This window comes from Streptococcus sp. SCPM-O-B-15294 (M123), from assembly GCF_058200455.1.
Genome location: NZ_JBYQGU010000013.1, coordinates 28668 through 52198, shown reverse-complemented (window position 1 = coordinate 52198; position 23531 = coordinate 28668). Strand labels below are relative to the sequence as shown.

Below are 23531 nucleotides of genomic sequence, written 5' to 3'. Positions count from 1 at the left end.
CCTCCTCTTTTAGGAGGGAAATTTTTGCGACTATGCACCATTTTAAAAAATATGATATAATGGGCATTATTACTATACATTGAGGAGAATATCCATGGAAGACCCTGGCAGTCAGGATTTAATACTGCAATTTGTTTTACTATTTGTATTGACCTTATTAAATGCATTTTTCTCTGCAACGGAGATGTCGATGGTATCGCTGAACCGTTCTCGCGTAGAGCAAAAGGCGGAGGAAGGTGATAAGAAATATATTCGTCTCTTAAAGGTGTTGGAAAATCCCAACCACTTTTTATCTACGATTCAGGTTGGTATCACCTTGATTACCATCTTATCTGGGGCAAGCCTAGCTGATGATCTTGGGAAAGTAATCGCTTCTTGGATGGGAAATACGGAGACAGCACGTGCGATAGCTAGCTTCCTCTCACTGGCTTTTCTGACCTATATTTCGATTGTATTTGGTGAGTTATATCCGAAGCGTATTGCCATGAATCTGAAAGATAGCTTGGCTGTTCGGACGGCTCCAATCGTTATTTTACTAGGGAAAATCGTTAGCCCCTTTGTCTGGCTCTTATCGGCATCAACCAATCTGGTCAGTCGTCTGACCCCTATGCAATTCGATGATGCAGACGAAGAGATGTCACGAGATGAGATTGCTTATATGCTGGCTAAGAGTGAAACGAGTCTGGATGCTGACGAGATTGAAATGTTGCAAGGAGTCTTTTCACTAGATGAGCTGATGGCGCGTGAGCTAATGGTTCCTCGTACGGATGCCTTTATGGTGGATATCCAAGATGATACCAGAGAAATCATCGAAAGTATCTTGAAACAGAATTTTTCTCGTATTCCTGTCTATGATGATGACAAGGACAATGTCATTGGTCTCATCCATACCAAACGTTTGCTTAATGAAGGTTTTGTGAATGGATTTGATAACATCGCTCTTCGCAAGATTCTTCAGGAACCACTATTTGTACCGGAAACGATCTTTGTGGATGATCTTTTGAAGGAGCTCCGGAATACACAAAATCAGATGGCCATTTTGCTTGATGAGTATGGAGGAATGGCTGGTCTGGTAACCTTGGAGGACCTTCTTGAGGAAATCGTCGGTGAAATTGATGATGAGACCGATAAGGCTGAAAATGACGTATTTGAAATTGAACCCAACCTCTATATTGTGCAGGGGATTGTGACCCTAAATGACTTCAACGAGTATTTTGATGTGAAGTTGGAAAGTGATGATGTGGATACTATTGCAGGCTACTACCTGACTGGTGTCGGACGGATTCCAGGTCACAAGGAACGCTTGAGTTTTGAAGTAGACAGCATGAAGAAGCATTTAATCCTTACAAACGATAAGGTAAAAAATGGTCGTGTCACCAAGGTGAAGGTTGAGGTCAGTGACCTAGTCGATGAAGATGAGCAAGCGACAAAAGTTCAAGAATAAAGAACATAAAATCAGGGAGTTTCCCTGATTTTTTTTGCTCATTTTAGACGCATTTGCATCTCTCATGAAATTCCTTTATAATAAAATAACTAAAGGTTATAAGGAGATCGCAATGAAACAAGAAGAATGGTTAGCAGAGTTTGAGAGGGTTCATGGTCGACCGGCCAATCAAGAGGAAATCCAACAGGCTTTTGGTACGTTTGGAAGTCCAGAAACACAAACGACACCGAATACGCCCGTAAACCCAATTCAATCTCCATTTGAAGGTGCAGCACCTGTTTCCAATCAAGGACAATTTGGAGGTCCCTTACCGTTTCCAGAACAAGCCAAATTTGGAGGAGCAGCACCAGCCCCAGAACAAACGCCATTTGGAGGAGCAACGCTAACTCCAGAGCAAACACAGTTTGGAGGAGCAACGCCAACTCCAGAGCAAACACCATTTGGAGGAGCAACGCCAACTCCAGAACAAATTCCATTTGGAGGAGCAATGCCAACTCCAGAGCAAACACAGTTTGGAGGAGCAGCGCCAACTCCAGAGCAAACACAGTTTGGAGGTGCGACACCAGCCCCAGAACAAACACAGTTTGGAGGTACAGGCCAAGCCCCATTTGGAGATGCAAGCCCAACTCCAAATCAATTCCAAGGTGGAGCAAGTCAGTATCAACATCAAGAACAAGCTTTTGGGCAAGGTGGAACTCAGCCACAAGCTCCTGTTCAGGAGGCGGCTCAAACAGGAGCGCCCTTCGCATCTTATAACAACACTCAGATGCAGGGAGGCTACCCAAACAATGGGCAACTGAATTACCAGGCTAGTTCCCCATATATGGGACAAGCTCCAATGCCAGGTAAGAAGTCTAAAAAAGGGCTGATTATTGGTTTATGTAGTCTTGTTGCTGTTGCAGTTTTATCTGTGCTTGCATTTTTCTTTTTTACTAAAAATCCAAATAGTATTCAAGGAAAATGGTCGGCTACTCCTGAAATGAAAAAGACAATGAAGTCTGCTTTTGCAGGCACTTTCTCTACTACATCAGATATTTCTAGTGAATTTGTAAAAGATATGGATATGATCGTAGAGGTAAAGGGGAAAAAAGTAACCATCAGTGTGATTGGTAAGATTGATTTCAAGGGAGCTGCAAAGGAACTCTATGATGATGGGGACAATGATTTTTACTCTGTTGAGGATGCCTTAGACTATATCCAAGAAAACAGTGAGAATTCCTATTTAGAGGATATGGGACTTGAAATCGATGTGAAAAAAGGCACTCTTAAAATGGTAGCCTTTGAAGGTGAGGTGGATGAAAAAGATCACCGATTCATTCAGGATGAAGATGCGAGTCATTTCCTTAAATACGATCTCAAGTATAAAATTGAAAATGGAACGCTGAAAGTTTCCGTGGATGGAAATGATTATGGAATTGAATACTCCTTTAAAAAATAAGATATTCGCTTATTTAGTGCCCTATCGGGCACTTTTTTTGTTGATATACGTAGAAAAAAATAAGATAATTAAAAAAATTCTGAATTTAGGGTTGACAGCTTGAAAAATTTTCGGTAAGATAGTCAACATAAAAAAACGAAAGCAGAATCTTATGAAAAACACGAACTCCACATTGTTGAATCAAAACTTTTACTTTAGCTACTTTAGATAATGTTTGTAGACATGAACTCATGGATGCAAACGAAACGAGCAATTTGTTTGTATCTATGTGGCTAAGATTTTTGATTGTGGTCCATATAGATGATATCTAAATGGACGGCAATGCTGGCATACTTTTAAGTTTGTGAGGAATGATACCAACCGTTTAGAATCATCTAAACGGTTTTTTGTATTCTGTTTGAATGTTTTAGAGAAGGAGACATGTTTCATGAAAATTGTAAAGAAGTTAATTGCACCGGTCCTGGTAGTTGGTCTACTAATGACCTCCCTCTTGACCCTCCACCATTTGAAGACCTCTAAGCATCAAAAGATCAAGATTGGGATTTCCCAGTATATTACCCATAAGTCTCTAGATGCGACTCGAAAAGGCTTTGTCGAAGAGTTAGCCAAACAAGGTTATGTGGATGGAGAAGAGATTGAAATTGATTATCAAAATGCCCAAGGGGAGCAGAGAAATTTGAAAAATATTTCAAATCAATTGTCACAGGAAAGTGATCTTGTATTTGCCATTGCGACTCCGTCAGCACAAAGTATCGCCAATACAAGCAAAACGACCCCGGTAGTCTTTTCCGCAGTGACGGACCCTCTGGCTGCCAAGTTGGTCAAGAACTTGGATCAGCCTGGTGGCAATGTGACAGGAACGAGCGACCAATCTTCAGATGCCATTGCTACGCAAGTCGATCTGATTCAAAAGGTTTTACCAACAGCTAAGACGATTGGGATCCTCTATACGCAAAGTGAGCCCAACTCCGTCGTTCAAAAAGAGGAAGCCAAGAAGGTCCTTGAGGCCAAAGGCTACCGTGTCGTAGAGAAGACCATTTTAGACAGTAATAATGTGAAAGCGGCAGCTGACAGTTTGATGTCAGAAGTCGATATGGTCTTTGTCCCAACAGACAACATCATTTCTTCCACAATGGAAACCATCAAACAAGTGTCTTTGAAACATCAGGTTCCAGTTATTGGAGGTTCGATTGAAATGGCCCAAGTAGGAGGGCTCTATACCTATGGGACAGACTACACCGAGTTGGGTCGTCAATCTGCTCGGATGGCGATTCGTATCCTGAAAGGGGAAAAGGCAGGCGAACTGGCAGTGGAAGCGCCTAAAAATCTAGAATTGTATGTCAACAAAGAGATGGCTAAGAAATTAGGGATTGATCTCTCTGGTATAAACGAAAAGAAATAGGAGATGGATGATGGATTTAGTATTATCAAGCTTATCTGAAGGTTTATTGTGGTCGATTATGGCCATTGGTATTTTCTTAACATTCCGCATTTTAGATATAGCGGATATGACAGCAGAAGGGGCTTTCCCACTTGGGGCTGCAGTCGTTGCTTCCCAAATCCAAGCAGGGCAAAACCCTTGGATAGCGACCCTCTTCTCGATTTTAGCAGGGATGCTAGCAGGTTTGGTCTCTGGTCTTCTTCATACCAAGATGAAGATCCCAGCGCTCTTAACAGGGATTGTGACTCTGACGGGACTCTATTCAATCAATATTAAGATCATGGGGGGCGTCCCTAATTTATCCATTGGAGATTCTAGTACCATTTTCAAGTCTGTGATGGGCTTGGGTTTGTCCAATGAGGAAGCAGTCTTTGCTGTTAGTATTGCTTGTTTGTTATTGGTCTGTCTGATTTTGACCCTCTTGATGAAAACCCAGATTGGTTTGGTTCTTCGTTCGACTGGTGACAATATCCCGATGAGTGAAGCCAATGGGGTGAATGTGGACACCATGAAGATTTTCGGTTACATGATTTCCAATGGCTTGGTGGCATTGTGTGGGGCTCTCTTCGCTCAGACAGATGGCTTCTCAGACGTGACTTCTGGTACAGGTACCATCGTCGTAGGTCTCAGTGCTGTTATTTTAGCAGAAGTCTTGATCCATGATTTGACCATTGGAGGACGCTTGCTTTCGATTGGAGTGGGGGCAATTGTCTACCGCCTCATTATCCTCAATATCTACGAAATTCCAAACCTAGACCAAAACTTGGTCCGTTTGTTTAACGCCATTCTCTTGGCCTTGGTCTTGTTCGCACCAGAAGCCCAGAAACGTCTCAAGATTCGTGGATTGAAATTAAGCAACAACTAGAAGGAGAAGATAAATGGCAACATTGTTAAAAATTGAAGATATCCATAAGACATTCGAAGCAGGTACGGTCAATGAAAACCATGTTCTCAAAGGCTTGGATCTGACAGTAGAAGAAGGAGATTTCATTTCCGTCATTGGAGGAAATGGAGCCGGTAAATCGACCTTGATGAATATTCTGGCAGGTGGCCTGCAAGTGGACCAAGGAGATATCCTTTTAGAAGGGAAATCGATTAAGCAGACCAGCGTTCGGAAGCGTGCCAAGGATATTGCGCGTGTTTTCCAGGATCCTAAGATGGGGACGGCTTCCCGCTTGACCATTGAAGAGAATATGGCCATTGCTAAAAAACGTGGAGCAAAACGGGGACTCAGTTGGGGGGTCAAAGAAAAAGACCGCGAGGAATTTAAAACAGCTTTGAAGGAACTCAATATTGGCTTGGAAAATCGCCTCAAAGTGGATACGCAATACTTATCAGGGGGACAACGACAAGCTTTGACCTTGGTCATGGCTGCCTTGGTCAAACCCAAACTCTTGCTACTGGATGAACATACCGCAGCGCTCGATCCCAAGACCAGTGAAATGGTCATGGAATTGACGCAAAAGATCGTGGAAAGCCATGATTTGACAACCTTGATGATTACGCATGATATGAATCATGCCATCGCATATGGCAATCGTTTGATCATGCTCTACCAAGGCAAGATCGTGGTCGATGTTAAAGGGGAAGAAAAGAAGAACCTGACGGTTGAAGACTTGATGCGCCTTTTCCATCAGAATAGTGGTGAAACCTTGGTGAGTGACGAATTGGTTTTAGGATAAACGAAAAAGAGGCTGGGACAAAAGTCCTAGCCTCTCAATTGTCTTTGGATTATCGAGCAAGACGCAGTGGTCTACTACGCTGAATTCATCAGCTTTTACAGCCCTACTCAACTGTGCGGAGGTGGGACGACGAAATCGAATTCTAACGAATTACCGATTTCTGTCTCACTCTCTTTTTATTGATCTTGTCAGCTACATCAAGCTAATCGTTTTTCTTTTTCTCTAGGAAAGTAGCTGTGAGGACAAGGCTGAGTCCTGCTAAGAAGGGTAGGTATGAACTGTGTCCGGTATTCGTTTTTGGAAGTTGTCTTTGCGAAGCCTGGTCTTGTTTAGAGTTGGGAACACTCATTAAAGAATCACCGGCCTTCCTTGGACTCGTGCTCTCTGAAACTGGCTTGTTTGGCTCCCTTCTTTCTGATACAGTCGGTTCCACTTGTTCACTGGAGTCTGACTGGTAGACAATGGCATAGGTTCCTAACTCTTGTGCCATGAATTCAATCATGCCCTCTCGTAGTGTAAATTCTACTGCTTGGAGTTCTTGATTAGGAGTCAAGACATAGACTTGCTTCACTTCTTTTGATAGTGGAAGTCGAACCAGTACACTTCCTTTTACGGGAACTGGATTCCCTTCTCTATCCTTGAGTTGAAGGTTGAAAGCATCGTAGGTCTTGCCAAAGAGACCTTGGTCAAGAACCTTTTGAATCTCTAAATGACTATCACTACCAATCTCATTTTCTCCACTAATGACCTCTACCTGGCTTGCTTGATCTTTCAGTACTCGAAGGACATATTTAGGTAGAGAGTGAATAGCGGCCTCTTGCCCAGCAGTTCCGATTGGCTCTGTGTACTCAGGAAGGGTCACTACAGGTGGTTCTTGGTCTCCCAAACTCGTCACAATAGCAGGTAAGAGAGAGACGACCGGACTAGTGATGGTCTTTCCTCGGATGGCATAGGCTGAGATGATCTGAGTTTGTTTTTGATGAGCAGTTTCTGAGATCGGCAATTCAACTTGCTGGTCCTTAATCGCTAACACTCGATTTCCATCTGATAGAGTGACGTGTTGCTCATCGGTTTTCTTAAGGAAAATAGGATCTTTTTCCCCAAGGAAATGAAGGGCAATAGCATCCCACTCCCCAGACGGAAGTGTGAGGGTAATGGTCTGATCGCCTGCTTTTATTGGGGCCAGGCTTGGAGTATCCAGGGATACTGTTGACGGCTTCAAGATGTCAAATGAATCCAGAGAAATCATCTTTCTGCCATCAGGAGAGTTAGGATCCACTGTCAAGGTGAGGATATGATCTCCATTGCTTAAGTTTGTATACTCGCCAACCAACACATTCTTTTCATAGTCAGCACTTGAGTAGAAGTCCAAACTTGGCATTTCTTTTCCATCTATGGTGATTAAGGCTTTTCCATAGTCAGAAGATTTTAAGCCGTAAATACGAATACCTGTACCAGTGAAAGGAATGGTTGCTTTGGCCTCTGCATACTGAGATGGATCCACGTTTTGGAGAGTCGCGTATTTTTCTGTCGTTTGATATAAGCCTGATTCACTCCAGTCCTTGAACAAGGAGCCATAGTGGATACGAGAATCTCTGTCATCCATCTTTTCAACAGTCGCCCCTTGACCCGGATAGATTTTAAAGTAATCTATGGAAATTTTTGAGCGTTCATTCCCTCGGTTCAAGTGTTCCTTCTTCACGGTTAGAGTCAGGAAGTGCTCTCCATCAGGAAGTCCTGTGAAACGACCGATTAGAGCACTTTTTTCCGTTTCTCCCGAGGTGTGGAAATCCAGGTCTCCTACTTTCTTGCCATCGATTTGAACTTCCGCTAGGCCTAATTCAGATGATTTGAGACCATAGATTTCAATTCCTCGTCCATTAAAAGAAATTCTAGCAGTAGCATCGTTGTCAGAATAACTATCGACAGTTAGGTCAGCATATTTTTCGGTTCCTGCAAATAGGTCAGCATCCTCCCAGTTATGGAAGGCAGGACCGTATTGAACACGAGGATCTCTGTCGTCCATCAATTCGACAACTGGCTGGATTGACGCAGATTCTGATGCTTGCCTTGAGTGCTCCCCAATCATGGCTCTAACAGAATAGCTATAGCTGTGGAGAGAATCGATGGAGCGATCGATGAAATGAGTGACATTGGTTAGGAATTCCTTGATAGAAGGAGCGTCACTGCTTTCATCTTTGCTTTCTCGACGGATGACATAGTGGGTCGCATCTGTAACCGGATTGAAATCGAGTTCAGCTGTTACAGCATCTTTTCTCACAGCAGATAGGCGAGTGACCCGCTCTGGTAACTTTTCAAAGGTGATCTGATCCCCTTTTTGAGTGGCAATCTGAATCCGATTGTCCTTCAGAAGAGTTGGCTTGATTTCTTTCCCGTTAATTTTGACAATACTCGATTCGATGTCTGGATAATCGACCACTAAATCACCGCCTGCATGGGAAAGGAAAGCTAATGATTCAAGATTTTTCTCTTTCCATTTCATGCTGACTTCAAAGTTGCCACGGGCCACGAGACCTGAAACTTGACCGTCTTTCCAGGCATCTGGAAGGGCTGGTAATGGGGCAATATAGCCTGTGTGAGATTGAAGGAGCATTTCTGCCATACCGCTGGTGGCACCAAAGTTCCCATCGATTTGGAAAGGTGCATGGGTATCCCAGAGGTTTTCTAGAGTTGAGGACTTGAGCTGTTCAGCCAACAAACGGTGGGCGCGGTTTCCGTCTAAGAGACGAGCCCAGAGGTTAATTTTATTAGCCTTGGACCAACCTGTTCCACCATCTCCACGATGGTTCAAAGTTGCGCGTGCGGCCTCCAGATATTCAGGCTGGTCCTTATCAAATAGAGTACCTGGGAAGAGTCCAACTAGATGGGAAACGTGGCGGTGATGGTTTTCAATGCCTTCGTTGGTGAATTGAGGACTGTCTTCCTCGTACCATTCCTTGATACGGCCGTCTTGGTTGATGTGGAGTGGTTTGAGCTTGTCAAATTTAGCCTTCACTTCTGTCACCAAATCTTGGTCGACATTGAGGTGATTGGCTGCCTCCATATAGTCGTGGAAGAGTTGCCAAACTAGAGATTGGTCGAAAGTATTTCCGATCGTGATAGTACCATGCTCTGGCGAGTAAGACGGAGAAGAAACCCAACGGTCACTAGCCTTGTCGTAGTGCAAGAAGGAATTCCAGAACTTGGTTGTTTCCTTGAGCATTGGGTAAATCTTTTCTTTGAGATAAGCCTCATCCTTGGTGAATTTATAGTAGTCATAGACATTCTGCATCATCCAAGCATTGGCAGCAGGAGACCAACCCCAATAATAATTCCAACCAGGAGTAGTCCATCCAAATGGTGTCGCCTGAGTATGAACCAGCCATCCATTTTCCTGACCTTCTTTGGATTCGATACCTGCGTATTCTTTAGCAGCGATACGACCATAGTAACGCATGTCATCGATATAATTGATCATTGGCTTAGCCGTTTCTGCAAGATTACTCATGTAGGCAGGCCAATAGTTCATTTGTAGGTTGACATTGAGGTGGTAATCAGCGTTCCAAGGTGGATTATCTACAGCATTCCAGACACCTTGCAAGTTAGCAGGAAGGGCATCTGTCCGGTCACGAGAAGAGCTGATGAGGAGGTAACGGCCGTATTGGAAGAAGAGCTCTTCTAGTTCTTGTCCTTTTGTAGGATCATAGGTTTGGAGAGCTTCTTTTGTCGTTTGGCTAGACTTATTACCACCAAGATTTAGTTGAACACGATTGAAGAGACTTTGATAGTCCTTGATGTGGTTATTTTTTAGAGTTTCATAATCTTTTGTCTTGGCAGCTTCTACGATAGACTTAACAGTATTTTCTACGTCAATATCCTTGCGGTAATTGGTTTTTGGATTTTGAGCATAATTAGTCTTGGCACTGAGTAAAAGGGTCGCATAGCTGGCTCCAGTGACAGTCAAATAGCCATCTTGGGCAGTGACTTGTCCATCTGTCTTGATTCCAAGATAAGAGGCAAATTGAAGACCATTGTCTTTGACAGTCCCCTTGAGCAAGATACCATTTGAATCGGTCGTGACTGCCCCTTGTTTATACTTCGAATATTCCCAAGAGTAGTCACCATTCGCAAGTAAATCCTCTGTCAAGCTATTCCAAAGGGTAAAATCGAGGGTCTTATCCCCTTTTTTACTCAAATGGGTCACAGTAACATCATCCGGATAGCTAGAGAAGGTTTCGCGTTTAAAGGTGGTTCCATCCTGGCTATAAGAAGTAGTTGTGATAGCTTCGGTAATATCTAAGTCACGGTGATAGTCGGTAACGTTCTCCAAACCTTTCTTTTGGTTGTTAAAGACCATGAAGATATCACCGAAAGATAAGTAGCGTCCGTATTGAGCGTTGTTTGGTCCTACTAGATTTTCTTCGGCTAACTGTTTCGCTTTTTGGCGGTCTCCGGCTTCAAGGGCCTTACGGATTTCTGCTAAGACTTTGTAGCGATCTTGGTAGTTTCCTCCGTTGTAGTCGGTGCTATCCGGTTGTGGTCCACCAGACCAAAGAGTTTTTTCGTTGTATTGGATTCTTTCCTCGCCGATGAGTCCGAAAACCTTAGCGCCCATTTCTCCATTTCCGACTGGGAGAGCTTGCTTTTCCCACCCATCATAGCTAGCAGCAGCAGGTTGATTGTAGCTTAAATGATAATCTGTTTGTTTGGCCACGGGAGTCTCAACTTTCATAGTTTCCCTTTCTTCATTTGGCTCAATCGAAGTAGTCGAAGTGGCTGTATGCTTGCTTTGAACTTCTGTATCAGGTGACGAGCTTTTTTCTTCAGAAATAGGAGCGCTATACGGATTTTCTGGTTTGGCTTCTCCGGTTCCATCAATCGGGCTCTCTATGGCTGGGGCAGCTTCAAGGTGGTTGCTTTCGTTTTGGCTTCCAACAATACTATCAGCACCTACCTGGTGTGAGCCGAGAAAAATGGCTCCTAATAAAACAGAAGCCGTACCAACAGTTAGTTTGCGGATACTATAACGACAGGATTTTTCCAAAAATCTTTGGTCCATAGAACTCTCCTCTAATTTTTGAGACCGCTTACATTTTTAGTTAAAGACAGTCCCTTCATATTTATTTCTATCATATCCAATTTAATAGGGAAACAAGAAAATGTCAATAGCTTTTAGGTAAGATGCATATTTGAGAGTGTTATTTCTTGAAATAGTAGAGAAATAAGAGATAAATAAGCTATTATTTTGGGCTGAAAACAGTTTTCATTTTCGGATATCGTAAAAAAAACAGTTGAGTCCATTCTCAACTGTCAGCGGAGTACTTTATTTTTGATTTCTTTTTGCATAGTCGACAAAATGGAACTTATCTAATTTGTGATGGCTTTCGGTGAACTGGAATTGTCGTACGTCTGCTAGGTGAACTTGGGAGCGGACTGTCACCACGTGTTGGTCTTTCCCAAGATCCAGTAAGATTTTGTCGCGATTATCGATTGGTGAGATCAAGATTCTTAAGATATTAAAAAAAAAGATAACGGCTCTTCGTTTTCTTTTTTTGCCATAGAGAATAGGTAAGGGTAAAAGCGACTGGAAGGGCCTGTACTAATACAATAGGTTGAAATTGAAAAACAGTTTATTTTCTAAAAAATCATTAAAATCCTTTTATTCACAAGGAATCATGGTATAATAAAACCATAAAACGTTTTCAAGAGAGAAGGACAAGACATGGAAAATGAAACAGTTGACTATGGAAAAGTAACAGGAATGGTACACTCTACAGAAAGCTTCGGTGCAGTGGATGGACCAGGGATCCGTTTTATTGTCTTTCTTCAAGGCTGTCAAATGCGGTGTCAGTATTGCCATAACCCGGATACTTGGGCTATGGAAACCAACATGTCTAGAGAACGAACAGTGGATGATGTCTTAGAAGAAGCCCTCCGCTATCGTGGATTTTGGGGTCAAAAAGGTGGGATCACGGTTAGTGGTGGAGAAGCCCTCTTGCAGATAGACTTTTTGATTGCCCTCTTCACCAAGGCTCAAGAATTGGGCATTCACTGCACGCTCGATACCTGTGCTCTACCTTTCCGCAATACCCCTCGTTACCTGGAAAAATTTGATAAATTAATGGCAGTGACAGACTTGGTGCTTCTGGATATCAAGGAAATTAACGATGAACGGCACAGATTTGTAACCAGTCAAACGAATAAAAATATTTTAGCCTGTGCCAAGTATTTGTCTGATATTGGCAAGCCTGTTTGGATTCGGCACGTCTTGGTGCCTGGGCTTACAGACCGAGATGATGACCTGATCGAACTTGGGAAATTTGTTAAAACCCTTAAAAATGTTGATAAATTTGAGATCTTGCCTTACCATACTATGGGGGAATTCAAATGGCGGGAATTGGGTATTCCGTACAAGTTGGAGGGTGTGAAACCACCGACAAAAGAACGGGTTCAAAATGCAAAAGACTTGATGGAAACAGAAAGTTACCAAGATTACCTGAAACGGGTTAAAGGATAAAATAAATCGAGACAGTTGGTCCTTCCAGCTGTCTTTTTCTAATGAAATGAACAACTATTCCCTTTCTTCAAACGGAAAAACGTGCTAAAATAGAGTGAATCTATAAATGAAAATGAAGAGGTAGAAACATGTCAAAAATTCTCGTTTTTGGTCACCAAAATCCTGACTCAGATGCCATCGGTTCATCTGTAGCCTTTGCTTATCTTGCAAAAGAAGCTTACGGGTTGGATACAGAAGCAGTGGCTCTTGGAACTCCAAATGAAGAAACAGCTTTCGTATTGGACTATTTTGGTGTGGAAGCACCGCGCGTCATCACATCAGCTAAAGCAGAAGGTGCAGAGCAAGTTATCTTAACAGACCACAATGAATTCCAACAATCTGTTTCAGATATCGCTGAAGTAGAAGTATATGGTGTGGTGGATCACCACCGTGTGGCTAACTTTGAAACTGCCAGCCCACTTTACATGCGTTTAGAACCAGTTGGATCAGCATCTTCTATCGTATACCGCATGTTCAAAGAACATGGTGTAGCAGTGCCAAAAGAAATCGCAGGTTTGATGCTTTCAGGTTTGATTTCAGATACCCTTCTTTTGAAATCTCCAACAACTCATCCATCTGATAAAGTGATTGCCCCTGAATTGGCTGAATTGGCTGGTGTGAACTTGGAAGAATACGGTCTTGCCATGCTCAAAGCTGGTACCAACTTGGCAAGCAAATCAGCAGAAGAATTGATCGACATTGATGCTAAGACTTTTGAATTGAACGGAAACAACGTTCGTGTGGCTCAAGTCAATACAGTTGATATCGCTGAAGTATTGGAACGCCAAGCTGAAATCGAAGCAGCCATCCAAGAAGCAAACGCAGCAAACGGTTACTCTGACTTTGTTTTGATGATTACAGACATCGTCAACTCAAACTCAGAAATTTTGGCTCTTGGTGCTAATATGGATAAGGTAGAAGCAGCTTTCAACTTCAAACTTGAAAACAACCACGCTTTCCTTCCAGGTGCTGTTTCACGTAAGAAACAAGTGGTACCACAATTGACTGAAAGCTTTAATGCATAAGGATTGATGGGGAAACCCATCGTTAAAAAGGAGTTTCGACTCCTTTTTTGCTAGGAGGAGACCATGTTAGAATCTGGCGATTTGATTTTTGTGAGAGAAAATACGGAAATGGGCCAGGCCATCCAGGCTTCGACAGGTAACTACAGTCACGTGGCTATCTTTTTGGACGGACAGGTCTATCATGCTACGGTGGAAGGTGGTGTTCTTTCCCAGTCACCCGAAAATTTCTTTGAAGCTGGAAAAGTCTATGACCTTTATCGCTATACGGCGATTGATCACGAAGAAGTCAAAAAGCGAGCAGAGAGCCTTTTAGGAGCTCCCTACAATGCGTCCTTTTATCCAGATGGAGATGGTTTCTATTGTTCCCAGTTCATCGCTGAACTACTTCCTATCTTTGAAACCATTCCCATGAAGTTTGGAGATGTGGAAGAGGAGATTGGTCCGTTCTGGCTGGATTACTACAAGGAACTTGGCCTAGCCGTTCCCCTAGATCAGCCTGGGACTAACCCGAGTCAGTTAGCTCAGTCTCCCCATCTACAGTTTAAAGAAAGGTATATGGATGATTCAGATCATTAATCCCACACGTTTGACACGTCAGCCATTTTTCAAGGACTTGATCAACTATTTGGACCAGCACGACGATGTGATCCTGCGGCAAATTAAGGCCCAATTTCCGGATCAACCAGTGGATAAGCTGATGGAGGAATATATCAAAGCGGGCTTCATCCTTCGAGAAAATAAACGCTACACCCTCAATTTGCCTTTCTTAGAGTCAGCTGATCGAGTTGAATTGGATCAGGAGGTCTTTGTCCGAGAGGACAGTGCAGTTTATCAAGAATTAAAAGCCAAGGTCTTCCAAACGGAACTCCGCAATACTACCAATGCAGCAATTCTCATAGAGGAGACTGACTTCGAACGACATGCACAGACACTTTCCAATTACTTCTACAAGGTTGCTCACCAATATCCATTGACGGAGGAGCAAGAGAAACTCTATGCTATTTTGGGCGATGTCAATCCCGAGTATGCTCTCAAGTATATGACCAGCTTTTTGCTCAAGTTCCTCAAAAAAGAAGAAGTCCAGCAAAAGCGCAGAGACATCTTTGTTGATAGCTTAGAAGTCTTAGGCTATATCCGCAAAAATGATGAAGGCAAATATGAATTAGCAGTGGACTTGGATAAGGAAAGACTGGTGTTTATCAAACAATAAAAAAGGCTAGGAATTTTCCTAGCCTTCTTTCGTTTGATTAAAGGTAACGTTCAGCAATTGCTGCGTCACCTGGATACTCTTCTTTTACGCCATTGACGATTTGGTAGCAGTCAGCTCCTTTTCCGGCGATAATGACGGCATCTTCAGGCTTGCTGGTCGTTGCCATAGCTACTTGAATGGCTTCTTCGCGATCTGCGATTTTTTCGACAGGGCGCGTGATGAAGCTGCTAATCTCTTCAGCGATAGCCAAAGGATCTTCATAGTTGGGATCATCCGCTGTGAGGAAGACTTGGATTTCAGGATGGTCTTCTAAGAGCAAGCCGAAGTCCTTACGACGGCTCTCTCCTTTATTCCCAGTTGATCCAAGGACCAGTGAAATCGTCCCCGTTTGATGGGTTTCAACAACTGAGAGCAGTTTTTTCAAGCTATCTCCATTATGGGCATAGTCGATGAAGACCTTGGCCCCATTTTTCTGAGTCAAGACTTCCATTCGGCCAGGAACGCGCGTCTTAGCAATCCCTTTTTGGATATCCTCGAGACTCGCTCCTAGACGAAGGCAGGCAAGACCTGCAGCCACAGCATTTTCTTGGTTGAAGTGACCGATGAGCTGGGTATCATAATCTCCTGCCAGCTTGCCAGTGACAGAAAAGCTAAAGGCTTTTGAGTTCTGGACTTGGTTGCTTGATTGACTACCGTAGAAGTCGTGGTCTTGCTCCGCAACCTGCTCCGCAAGAATCTCAAAATGATCCATATCGCTATTGACGACAACAGCACGGCTATTTTCCATCAAGAGTCGTTTGTGGTAGAAATAGTCTTCAAAGGTTGGATGTTCAATTGGTCCAATATGGTCAGGGCTGATGTTGAGGAAGACACCGACATCAAAGGTCAGACCGTAAACCCGTTTCACCAAATAAGCTTGGCTAGAAACCTCCATAATCAGGTGGGTCCGATCATTGGCAACTGCCTGGGCCATCATTTCAAAAAGATCAATGCTTTCTGGAGTGGTCAAGGTTGATTTGAAGAAAGTCTTGCCATCCAAGGTTGTATTCATAGTGGACAGCATGGCTGGACGGTGGCCTTGCTCAAGAATCTTGTAGGCATAGTAAGCAGAAGTCGTTTTGCCCTTGGTCCCTGTAAAGGCTAAGAGTTTTAGCTGGCGCTCAGGGTGGCCATAGAATTCCATGGCAATCAAGCTCATAGCCTGTTTGATATCCGTAACGATAATGGCTGGGATGCTGACCTCAAAGTCTTGCTCAGCGACATACCACTGGAGACCTTGCTCGATCGCTTGCTCCAAAAATTCCTTCTTGAAATTTGCCCCCTTGACAAAAAAGAGGGTCTCGGAGTTGACTTTTCGACTATCGTAGCTTATTTGATTAAAAGAAACACCACTTGCTGAATAGTGGTATTCTCCGTCTTGTAGGATCTCACGAAAGTTGTGATCCTCTTTTAAAATGTTTAGTACAGTTTCTATCTTCATCATAATCTTATTTTAAACTGAAAGAGCTTATTTTACAAGTGTAAAGGAAAAGTTTATAATGAAAGAAGACTATAAAGTAGAGGAAACATATGAGTAACGAAACAAGTAATCAACAGGCCCAGATGCTTCGAGGCACAGTCTGGTTAACAGCCAGCAATTTCATTAGTCGTCTCTTAGGTGCGGCCTATCTCATCCCTTGGTATATCTGGATGGGCAAACATGGAGCAGAGGCAAACGGCCTCTTTACGATGGGCTACAATATCTACGCTTGGTTTTTGCTGATTTCAACAGCAGGCGTCCCAGTAGCAGTCGCTAAGCAGGTGGCCAAGTACAATACCAAGGGGCAAGAAGAGCACAGTTTTGCCATGATTCGTGGCTTCCTTAAGTTCATGTCTTTATTGGGCTTGGTTTTTGCCATTATCATGTATGTGCTTTCCCCAGTATTTGCAAATCTGTCTGGAGGTGGGAAAGACCTAATCCCTGTTATGCAGAGCCTGTCTTGGGCAGTCCTCATTTTCCCTTCCATGAGTGTCATTCGTGGCTTCTTCCAAGGGCATAACAATCTGAAACCTTATGCCATCAGTCAAATTGCTGAGCAAGTGATTCGGGTTATCTGGATGCTCTTGACAGCCTACTTCATTATGAAGGTCGGCTCAGGTGATTACGTTGAAGCCGTGACCCAGTCCACTTTTGCAGCCTTTATTGGGATGGGAGCAAGTCTCCTAGTCCTCGTCTATTACCTCTGGAAAACAGGACTTCTACAGCACATTATTCATCGTCCAGAGTCTGATAGCCAGATTGACACCAAGGCTCTCTTGTGGGATACCATTCGTGAAGCGATTCCGTTCATTGTGACAGGATCAGCCATTCAACTCTTCCAAATCATCGACCAGATGACCTATAGCAATGTCATGTCTTGGTTCACCAACTTCACTCGTTCAGAGCTTTTGGTTCAGTTCAGCTACTTCTCAGCGAATCCGAACAAGATTACCATGATTTTAATTGCGGTTGCGACATCGATCGGTGGGGTGGGAATCCCTCTTCTTACAGAGAACTATGTCAAGGGTGATTTCCGGGCTGCAGGGAAGCTGGTTCAAGATAATTTGACCATGCTAGTAGCCTTCTTGCTTCCAGCGACGATTGGAGCAGTAGCCATTGCAGAGCCTCTCTATACGGTCTTTTACGGGAAGCCAGATTCCCTGGCTTTGGGACTCTTTATCCTAGCTATGCTGCAAACGGTCATCCTAGGCCTGTATACGGTTCTCTCTCCAATGATCCAGGCTCTTTTCCAAAATCGGAAGGCAATTCTTTACTTTGGTTATGGAGTATTGGTAAAACTGATTCTCCAAGTACCGTTCATTTATGTCTTTAAAGCCTATGGTCCTCTTCTTTCTACTACAATTGGTCTCATGATTCCGATTGTCCTTATGTACAAGGAAATTCATCTGGTGACCCATTTCAATCGCAAGACAGTCTTCAAACGAAGCTTATTGACAGCCATTCTCACCTTGATCATGCTCTTGGTGGTCCTAGTTGCAGGCTTTATCCTAGGCTTTGTGATCAAACCAAATGGTCGAGTGACCAGCATGATTTATGTAGCTCTGATTGGTGGTGTTGGAATCGTGGTATACGGTGGCCTTGGTCTTCGTCTTCGTTTCTTAGATCGCTTCATTGGTAGCAAGGCAGCTAGTCTTCGAAATAAATTTCATATTTCATAATCAATAGAGGTTGGGGCTATCCCACCTCTTTTTTTATTATAGTTTGAAGCTATATCTAGCTCTTGAAAAAGGAAAAACCGAATCATCTAAAGAAGTGATACAATAGAGACAATTGAATTTACGTCCATTGGAGGTTTGTATGAGTCACAAAAAGAATATTAACACCATCCTAGCTCAAGCGGGAATCAAGTCGGATCCAGCAACAGGGGCTTTGATTACTCCGCTTCATTTTTCAACCACTTACCAGCATCCAGAGTTTGGTCAATCTACTGGTTTTGACTATATCCGTACCAAGAATCCGACTCGGGTAAACGCTGAAAAGACCTTGGCAGCTATTGAGAGTGCAGAGCATGCCTTGGTGACGAGCTCAGGTATGTCTGCCATTGTCTTAGCCTTTAGTATTTTTCCTGTTGGCGGTAAGGTCTTGGCAGTAAGAGATCTTTATGGAGGCTCTTTCCGTTGGTTCAACCAAATGGAACAAGAAGGACGCTTTTTCTTTACCTATGCAAATTCAGAAGAAGAGTTGGTAGAAGGATTGAAGGGAGAGGTGGATATTCTCTATATTGAAACACCTACTAACCCACTCATGCTGGAGTTTGATATCCAGAAATTAGCTAAACTCGCTCATGAAAAAGGGGCAAAAGTGATTGTAGACAATACCTTCTATAGCCCTATCTACCAACGTCCAATTGAAGAAGGAGCAGATATCGTCCTTCACTCAGCGACCAAGTATCTAGCGGGTCATAATGACGTTTTGGCTGGGGTTGTAGTGACTGATGATGAAGGTCTCTATGAGCAACTCTTTTATAACTTAAACACAACTGGAGCTGTTCTCTCTCCTTTTGACAGCTACCAATTGATCCGTGGTTTAAAAACCTTAGCCCTTCGAATGGAGCGCTCTACAGAAAATGCGAAGAAGGTAGTGGAATTCTTGAAGGGGCATCCAGCTGTTAAGGAAGTATTGTATACCGGCAAGGGAGGCATGGTTTCCTTTAAAGTAAGCCACCAAGAAAAGATTCCAACCATTTTAAACCACTTGCAAGTCTTTACCTTTGCAGAGAGCTTGGGTGGAGTGGAGAGTTTGATTACCTACCCAACTACACAGACCCACGCAGATATTCCTGCAGAGGTTCGTCATTCCTATGGGTTAACGGATGACTTGCTTCGCCTTTCCATCGGAATTGAAGATGCACGGGATTTGATTGAGGATTTAGAACAAGCATTGGCTAGATAGGAGTCCATCATGGGAAAAGAACAATTTTTGACTGTCCCTAATCGTTTGGGGCATCATACTAGCAAGTGGAAGGAGTCAGAGCAAGATCCAGAACTTCTTCCTGCTTGGATTGCAGATATGGATTTTGAATCCTTGCCTGCGGTTCGCCAAGCCATTCGAGATTACGCAGATCAATTAGTCTACGGATACACCTATCCTAGCGAGGAGCTTTACAAGGCTGTTCAGAATTGGGAAAAGTCAGAGCATGGATATGTGTTTGAGAAGGAAGCCATTGTCTTTATGGAAGGTGTGGTTCCGTCTATTTCAACGGCTATTCAGGCTTTCACTAAGGAAGGCGAGGCTGTTCTCATCAATACGCCAGTTTATCCACCCTTTGCCCGTAGCGTCCGCCTCAATCAACGCGAATTAGTGACTAATTCCTTAGTAGAAGTGGATGGACTCTTCCAAATTGATTTTGAGCAATTGGAAAAAGACTTTGTGGAGCACCAAGTCAAGCTCTACATCCTGTGCAATCCTCATAACCCAGGCGGTCGCGTCTGGGAACGAGAAGTCCTAGAAAAGATTGGTCGCCTCTGTCAAAAATATGGGGTCTTGCTTGTTTCAGATGAAATTCACCAAGACTTGGCGCTATTTGGAAATCGGCACGTATGTTTTAATACAGTAGATCCAAGCTTTAAGGACTTCACCCTTGTCTTATCAAGCGCGACCAAAACCTTCAACATTGCAGGTACAAAAAATTCCTATGCCATCATCGAAAATGATGCACTAAGAAAATCCTTCCAAGCTCGGCAGTTGCGAAACAATCAACATGAAATTTCTGCCCTTGGCTTTATCGCCACCGAAGTCGCCTATCAGAATGGAAAAGCTTGGTTAGAGGACTTAAAGGAAGTCTTGGAAGAAAATATCGATTACACTGTAGAAGTTTTGCGTGAGCAGACAGACATTGGTGTGATGAAACCGCAAGGGACCTATCTACTCTGGCTTGATTTTTCTGCCTACGGTTTGTCAGAGGAAGAACTCCATGCTCGACTTCATGACCAGGCCAAGGTCATCCTCAATAAAGGGACAGACTTTGGAGTAGAAGGGAAGCAACATGCCCGCCTCAATGTGGCAGCTCCGAAAACCCTAGTCCAAGAGATTGTCGATCGGATCGTAACAAATTTTCCTAAAAAAGGTTGATTTTAAGGGTTGACTTTTCTATAGGGGAGGAGTATACTCAAGGGGAATAACGGTAGGTGAGGCTACCACAAGGATACGGATGACTACCGCAAAGCAGTGGAGACACTACTCGTTGGTCAACAGTCCTGATCGCAAAGGTCAAGACTAAGCTCATTTCATTGCCTTGCGGAGCTAAAGCTTGGACGGTCTATTTTTTGAGAATTTTTATTAAAAAATAAACGACGAGTTTAATGAGTCCTACCTGTAAAAGGGGAGGGCTCTTTTCTTATGCTTAAGAAGCCTCTCACCTATCAAGTAGAAAAGGAGAACACTATGATACAAATCGACGATCATCCCGAACCGCACATAGCCAGCCAATCGCTGATTTGTGTCATCGGGACTCTATAAGCGTTTGGCTCCTGATTTAAAAGGAGATTCCAATGCAAACAACAAAAGAAAGACTCATTGCTGCATTGCAAGATGCAGAAACAAGAACCTTAGCAACCTATCAATCTAGCTGGTCTGGCTTGACGGAAGACCAAGTAGAGGAGAACCGGGATAACTATGGAGAAAATGTCCTCACAAAGGGGCAAGATGATTCTATCTGGAAACGGATTGTTGAATCCATCATCAATCCCTTCACAGTCATCTTACTGCTCATTGCCCTTGTTTCTCTGGTGACCAATGTTTGGTTAGCCAAACCAGGTGAGGAAGATCCAACGACCTCTCTCATCATCGTCGTTCTCGTCCTTCTCTCTGGAGGGATTCGGTTTATTCAAGAATTGCGAAGTGACAAGGCTGCTAGCAACCTTTCTCGCATGATTGTCAATACAGCAACGGTCATTCGAGAAGGCAAAGAAGAAGAAATTCCCATTGATGAGATCGTGGTGGGAGACCTGATCAAATTGAGTGCAGGCGACATGATCCCAGCGGATGTGGTCTTGTTGGATTCTCGAGACTTCTTCGTCCAACAATCAGGTTTGACTGGAGAGAGCGATGCTGTCGAAAAAGTCTGCTTGAAAAAAGCAAGTGGCCAAAATCTGGACAGTCTTTTGGAGAGTGAAAGTCTAGCTTTCATGGGGACCAACGTCATCTCAGGTCGAGCAACAGCCTTGGTCTTGGTCGTTGGGGATGAAACCATGATGGGAGCGATTGAGCAAACCATCAATACTTATGATGAACCAACCTCTTTTGAACGAGAAATGAACACCATCTCTTGGTTGTTGATCCGACTCATGATGGTCATGGTACCCATCGTCTTCTTTATCAATGGTTTGACAGATGGGGATTGGCTGGAAGCAGGGGTCTTTGCCCTCAGTGTAGGGGTGGGCTTGACTCCGGAAATGCTCCCAATGATTATCACAGCCAGCTTGGCCAAGGGTTCCATTATCATGGCCAAAGAAAAGGTGGTCATTAAAAAACTCAATGCCATTCAAGACTTAGGAGCTATCGATATCCTCTGTACGGACAAGACTGGAACCTTGACCCAAGATGAGATTGTACTCGAATACCCCCTCGACATTCGTGGGGACTTGGATTTGTCTGTCCTTCGTCGGGCCTATCTCAATTCTTACTTCCAAACCGGCCTCAAAAACTTAATGGATCGCGCTATTATCAGCCGGACAGAAAGAGAAGCTAAGAAACATGAGATTGTCAGTGGCTTGGACCAAAGCTTCCAAAAAATTGATGAATTGCCTTTTGACTTTGAACGCCGGCGGATGAGTGTCATTGTCAAAGATGAGGGGGGAATCGTGAGCATGGTCACCAAGGGAGCCTTGGAAGAAATGCTAGCAGTCTCTAACTATGTAGAATACAAGGATGAGATTATCCCCCTAACAGACCAAGTGCGGGAAGACGTCTTGGCAGAGGTGGCTCAGCTGAATGAACAAGGTTTGCGCGTGCTAGGGGTTAGTTACAAATCAAATCTTGAGGAAGGCTATGCCTTTGAAGTGGCAGATGAAGCAGACATGATCTTGACGGGCTATCTAGCCTTCTTGGATCCACCAAAACCATCCGCAGCACCAGCCATCAATACCCTTGCGGAATACGGAGTTGCTACTAAAATCCTTACGGGTGATAATGAGAAAGTGACCCAAGCGGTTTGTGAAAAGGTGGGACTGGATGTTGACCACATTTTGCTGGGTAGCGATATCGACAGTCTCTCTGATTCAGACTTGGCCCAAGCAGTAGAAACCACTACCGTTTTTGCAAAATTATCTCCAGACCAAAAAGCACGCATTATCTTGCAGCTGAAAGCAAATGGCCATAAGGTCGGCTATATGGGAGATGGCATCAATGATGCACCATCTATGAAAGTGGCAGATGTTGGTATTTCGGTTGATACAGCTGTCGATATTGCCAAAGAAACAGCAGATGTTATCCTACTGGATAAGGACTTGATGGTCCTCGAAAAAGGCTTGGTAGAAGGACGCAAGGTTTATGCCAATATGACCAAGTACATCAAGATGACCGTTTCTTCTAATTTCGGGAATATTTTCTCTCTTCTCTTTGCCAGTATTTTCCTTCCTTTCCTTCCAATGGCCCCTATCCATCTCATCGTTTTAAACTTGGTTTATGACCTTTCCTGTATCGCCTTGCCTTTCGACCGGGTTGATAAGGACTTCTTGAAGAAACCAAGAATCTGGGAAGCGAAATCCATTACCCGCTTTATGGCCTGGTTTGGTCCTATTTCCTCTGTCTTTGACATCTTGACCTTTATCGCTCTCTACTTTATCATCGTACCAATGATTACAGGCTATGGCTATGTCCATGGAGCAGACAGTGCGGGCCTCTTCATCATGCTCTTTCAAACCGGCTGGTTCATTGAGTCCATGTGGTCCCAAACTATGGTCATCTATATGCTCCGCTCTCCAAAATTGCCCTTTGTTCAAAGCCGGCCAGCCCTTGCAGTCATGGCAACGACCCTATTGGGCGCCCTCTTTGTGACCTTCCTACCATATGGCCCACTGGCTTCCTTGTTGAAAGTAGCGCCACTAAATAGTCTTTACTTCCTATTACTAGCGGGGATTCTCTTCCTTTATATGGCAAGTGTCACCCTGGTCAAACACTATTATATTGGCAAGTACAAGGAGTGGCTATAAGCTAGTCATTAAAATAAGAAAAGAAAAGGTTTGCATATTTGTAG

At 43.6% G+C, this 23531-nt stretch carries 15 protein-coding genes, 1 pseudogene and 1 riboswitch; of the genes and pseudogenes, 13 read left to right on the top strand and 3 right to left on the bottom strand.

Translation table 11 applies throughout. The features are described 5' to 3' along the window. Positions 1-94: 94 nt before the first annotated feature. The 5 genes from AC3E8G_RS08440 to AC3E8G_RS08420 all read left to right on the top strand — a co-directional run bounded on the left by AC3E8G_RS08440 (position 95) and on the right by AC3E8G_RS08420 (position 6005). On the top strand, positions 95-1444 hold the full coding sequence (locus AC3E8G_RS08440) for a hemolysin family protein (protein ID WP_490677494.1): 1350 nt from the start codon (positions 95-97) through the stop codon (positions 1442-1444). Between the two features lie 112 nt (positions 1445-1556). Then, positions 1557-2882: a hypothetical protein gene (locus tag AC3E8G_RS08435; RefSeq protein WP_490677493.1), complete on the top strand. Its 1326-nt coding sequence runs from the start codon at positions 1557-1559 to the stop codon at positions 2880-2882. A gap of 427 nt (positions 2883-3309) precedes the next feature. Next, entirely contained in the window at positions 3310-4284 is a 975-nt protein-coding gene (locus AC3E8G_RS08430) for an ABC transporter substrate-binding protein (protein WP_154853547.1), read from the top strand. A gap of 10 nt (positions 4285-4294) precedes the next feature. After that, entirely contained in the window at positions 4295-5188 is an 894-nt protein-coding gene (locus AC3E8G_RS08425) for an ABC transporter permease (RefSeq protein WP_195550047.1), read from the top strand. Positions 5189-5201: 13 nt separating this feature from the next. Next, complete coding sequence (locus AC3E8G_RS08420; protein WP_195550046.1) at positions 5202-6005, top strand: ABC transporter ATP-binding protein; 804 nt, start codon at positions 5202-5204, stop codon at positions 6003-6005. 202 nt (positions 6006-6207) lie between these two features. On the opposite strand, the gene AC3E8G_RS08415 is transcribed toward AC3E8G_RS08420, so the two are convergent. Further along, positions 6208-11064, bottom strand: a complete 4857-nt coding sequence (locus AC3E8G_RS08415; RefSeq protein ID WP_490677492.1) for a glycosyl hydrolase family 95 catalytic domain-containing protein — start codon at positions 11062-11064, stop codon at positions 6208-6210. A gap of 264 nt (positions 11065-11328) precedes the next feature. Next, a pseudogene (locus AC3E8G_RS08410) lies at positions 11329-11511 on the bottom strand (UTRA domain-containing protein); the annotation flags it as partial. Between the two features lie 216 nt (positions 11512-11727). On the opposite strand from AC3E8G_RS08410, the gene pflA reads away from it, so the two are divergent. The 4 genes from pflA to AC3E8G_RS08390 all read left to right on the top strand — a co-directional run bounded on the left by pflA (position 11728) and on the right by AC3E8G_RS08390 (position 14796). Beyond that, entirely contained in the window at positions 11728-12522 is a 795-nt protein-coding gene (pflA, locus tag AC3E8G_RS08405; protein ID WP_048689741.1) for a pyruvate formate-lyase-activating protein, read from the top strand. A 128-nt stretch (positions 12523-12650) separates the two neighbouring features. Continuing rightward, the gene (locus tag AC3E8G_RS08400) at positions 12651-13586 is read left to right on the top strand and encodes a manganese-dependent inorganic pyrophosphatase (RefSeq protein WP_048789551.1); all 936 of its coding nucleotides are present in this window, start codon (positions 12651-12653) and stop codon (positions 13584-13586) included. 63 nt (positions 13587-13649) lie between these two features. Further along, positions 13650-14162, top strand: a complete 513-nt coding sequence (locus AC3E8G_RS08395) for a YiiX/YebB-like N1pC/P60 family cysteine hydrolase (protein ID WP_490677491.1) — start codon at positions 13650-13652, stop codon at positions 14160-14162. Further along, the gene (locus tag AC3E8G_RS08390; protein WP_490677490.1) at positions 14146-14796 is read left to right on the top strand and encodes a DUF1803 domain-containing protein; all 651 of its coding nucleotides are present in this window, start codon (positions 14146-14148) and stop codon (positions 14794-14796) included. Before AC3E8G_RS08395 ends, AC3E8G_RS08390 begins: the two co-directional genes overlap by 17 nt. 37 nt (positions 14797-14833) lie before the next feature. Here the strand turns inward: AC3E8G_RS08390 and AC3E8G_RS08385 are convergent, their stop codons facing one another. Further along, positions 14834-16279, bottom strand: a complete 1446-nt coding sequence (locus AC3E8G_RS08385) for a UDP-N-acetylmuramoyl-L-alanyl-D-glutamate--L-lysine ligase (protein ID WP_490677489.1) — start codon at positions 16277-16279, stop codon at positions 14834-14836. 86 nt (positions 16280-16365) lie between these two features. Here AC3E8G_RS08385 and AC3E8G_RS08380 point away from each other — a divergent pair, with 86 nt between their 5' ends. From AC3E8G_RS08380 to mgtA, 4 genes are all read left to right on the top strand, one after another. After that, the gene (locus AC3E8G_RS08380) at positions 16366-17994 is read left to right on the top strand and encodes a putative polysaccharide biosynthesis protein (protein WP_490677488.1); all 1629 of its coding nucleotides are present in this window, start codon (positions 16366-16368) and stop codon (positions 17992-17994) included. Between the two features lie 139 nt (positions 17995-18133). After that, a complete protein-coding gene (locus tag AC3E8G_RS08375) occupies positions 18134-19228 on the top strand; it encodes a cystathionine gamma-synthase (RefSeq protein WP_490677487.1) in 1095 nt (364 codons plus the stop codon). Between the two features lie 9 nt (positions 19229-19237). Continuing rightward, entirely contained in the window at positions 19238-20407 is a 1170-nt protein-coding gene (locus AC3E8G_RS08370; RefSeq protein ID WP_490677486.1) for a MalY/PatB family protein, read from the top strand. A gap of 41 nt (positions 20408-20448) precedes the next feature. Next, a riboswitch (M-box (ykoK) riboswitch) is annotated at positions 20449-20603 on the top strand. A gap of 223 nt (positions 20604-20826) precedes the next feature. After that, the gene (gene mgtA / locus AC3E8G_RS08365) at positions 20827-23487 is read left to right on the top strand and encodes a magnesium-translocating P-type ATPase (RefSeq protein WP_490677485.1); all 2661 of its coding nucleotides are present in this window, start codon (positions 20827-20829) and stop codon (positions 23485-23487) included. The last annotated feature ends 44 nt before the right edge of the window (positions 23488-23531 follow it).

Coding starts and splice junctions, on each gene's coding strand:
- AC3E8G_RS08440 (WP_490677494.1), top strand. CDS start 95: ATGGAAGACCCTGGCAGTCAGGATTTAATACTGCAATTTGTTTTACTA.
- AC3E8G_RS08435 (WP_490677493.1), top strand. CDS start 1,557: ATGAAACAAGAAGAATGGTTAGCAGAGTTTGAGAGGGTTCATGGTCGA.
- AC3E8G_RS08430 (WP_154853547.1), top strand. CDS start 3,310: ATGAAAATTGTAAAGAAGTTAATTGCACCGGTCCTGGTAGTTGGTCTA.
- AC3E8G_RS08425 (WP_195550047.1), top strand. CDS start 4,295: ATGGATTTAGTATTATCAAGCTTATCTGAAGGTTTATTGTGGTCGATT.
- AC3E8G_RS08420 (WP_195550046.1), top strand. CDS start 5,202: ATGGCAACATTGTTAAAAATTGAAGATATCCATAAGACATTCGAAGCA.
- AC3E8G_RS08415 (WP_490677492.1), bottom strand. CDS start 11,064: ATGGACCAAAGATTTTTGGAAAAATCCTGTCGTTATAGTATCCGCAAA.
- pflA (WP_048689741.1), top strand. CDS start 11,728: ATGGAAAATGAAACAGTTGACTATGGAAAAGTAACAGGAATGGTACAC.
- AC3E8G_RS08400 (WP_048789551.1), top strand. CDS start 12,651: ATGTCAAAAATTCTCGTTTTTGGTCACCAAAATCCTGACTCAGATGCC.
- AC3E8G_RS08395 (WP_490677491.1), top strand. CDS start 13,650: ATGTTAGAATCTGGCGATTTGATTTTTGTGAGAGAAAATACGGAAATG.
- AC3E8G_RS08390 (WP_490677490.1), top strand. CDS start 14,146: ATGATTCAGATCATTAATCCCACACGTTTGACACGTCAGCCATTTTTC.
- AC3E8G_RS08385 (WP_490677489.1), bottom strand. CDS start 16,279: ATGATGAAGATAGAAACTGTACTAAACATTTTAAAAGAGGATCACAAC.
- AC3E8G_RS08380 (WP_490677488.1), top strand. CDS start 16,366: ATGAGTAACGAAACAAGTAATCAACAGGCCCAGATGCTTCGAGGCACA.
- AC3E8G_RS08375 (WP_490677487.1), top strand. CDS start 18,134: ATGAGTCACAAAAAGAATATTAACACCATCCTAGCTCAAGCGGGAATC.
- AC3E8G_RS08370 (WP_490677486.1), top strand. CDS start 19,238: ATGGGAAAAGAACAATTTTTGACTGTCCCTAATCGTTTGGGGCATCAT.
- mgtA (WP_490677485.1), top strand. CDS start 20,827: ATGCAAACAACAAAAGAAAGACTCATTGCTGCATTGCAAGATGCAGAA.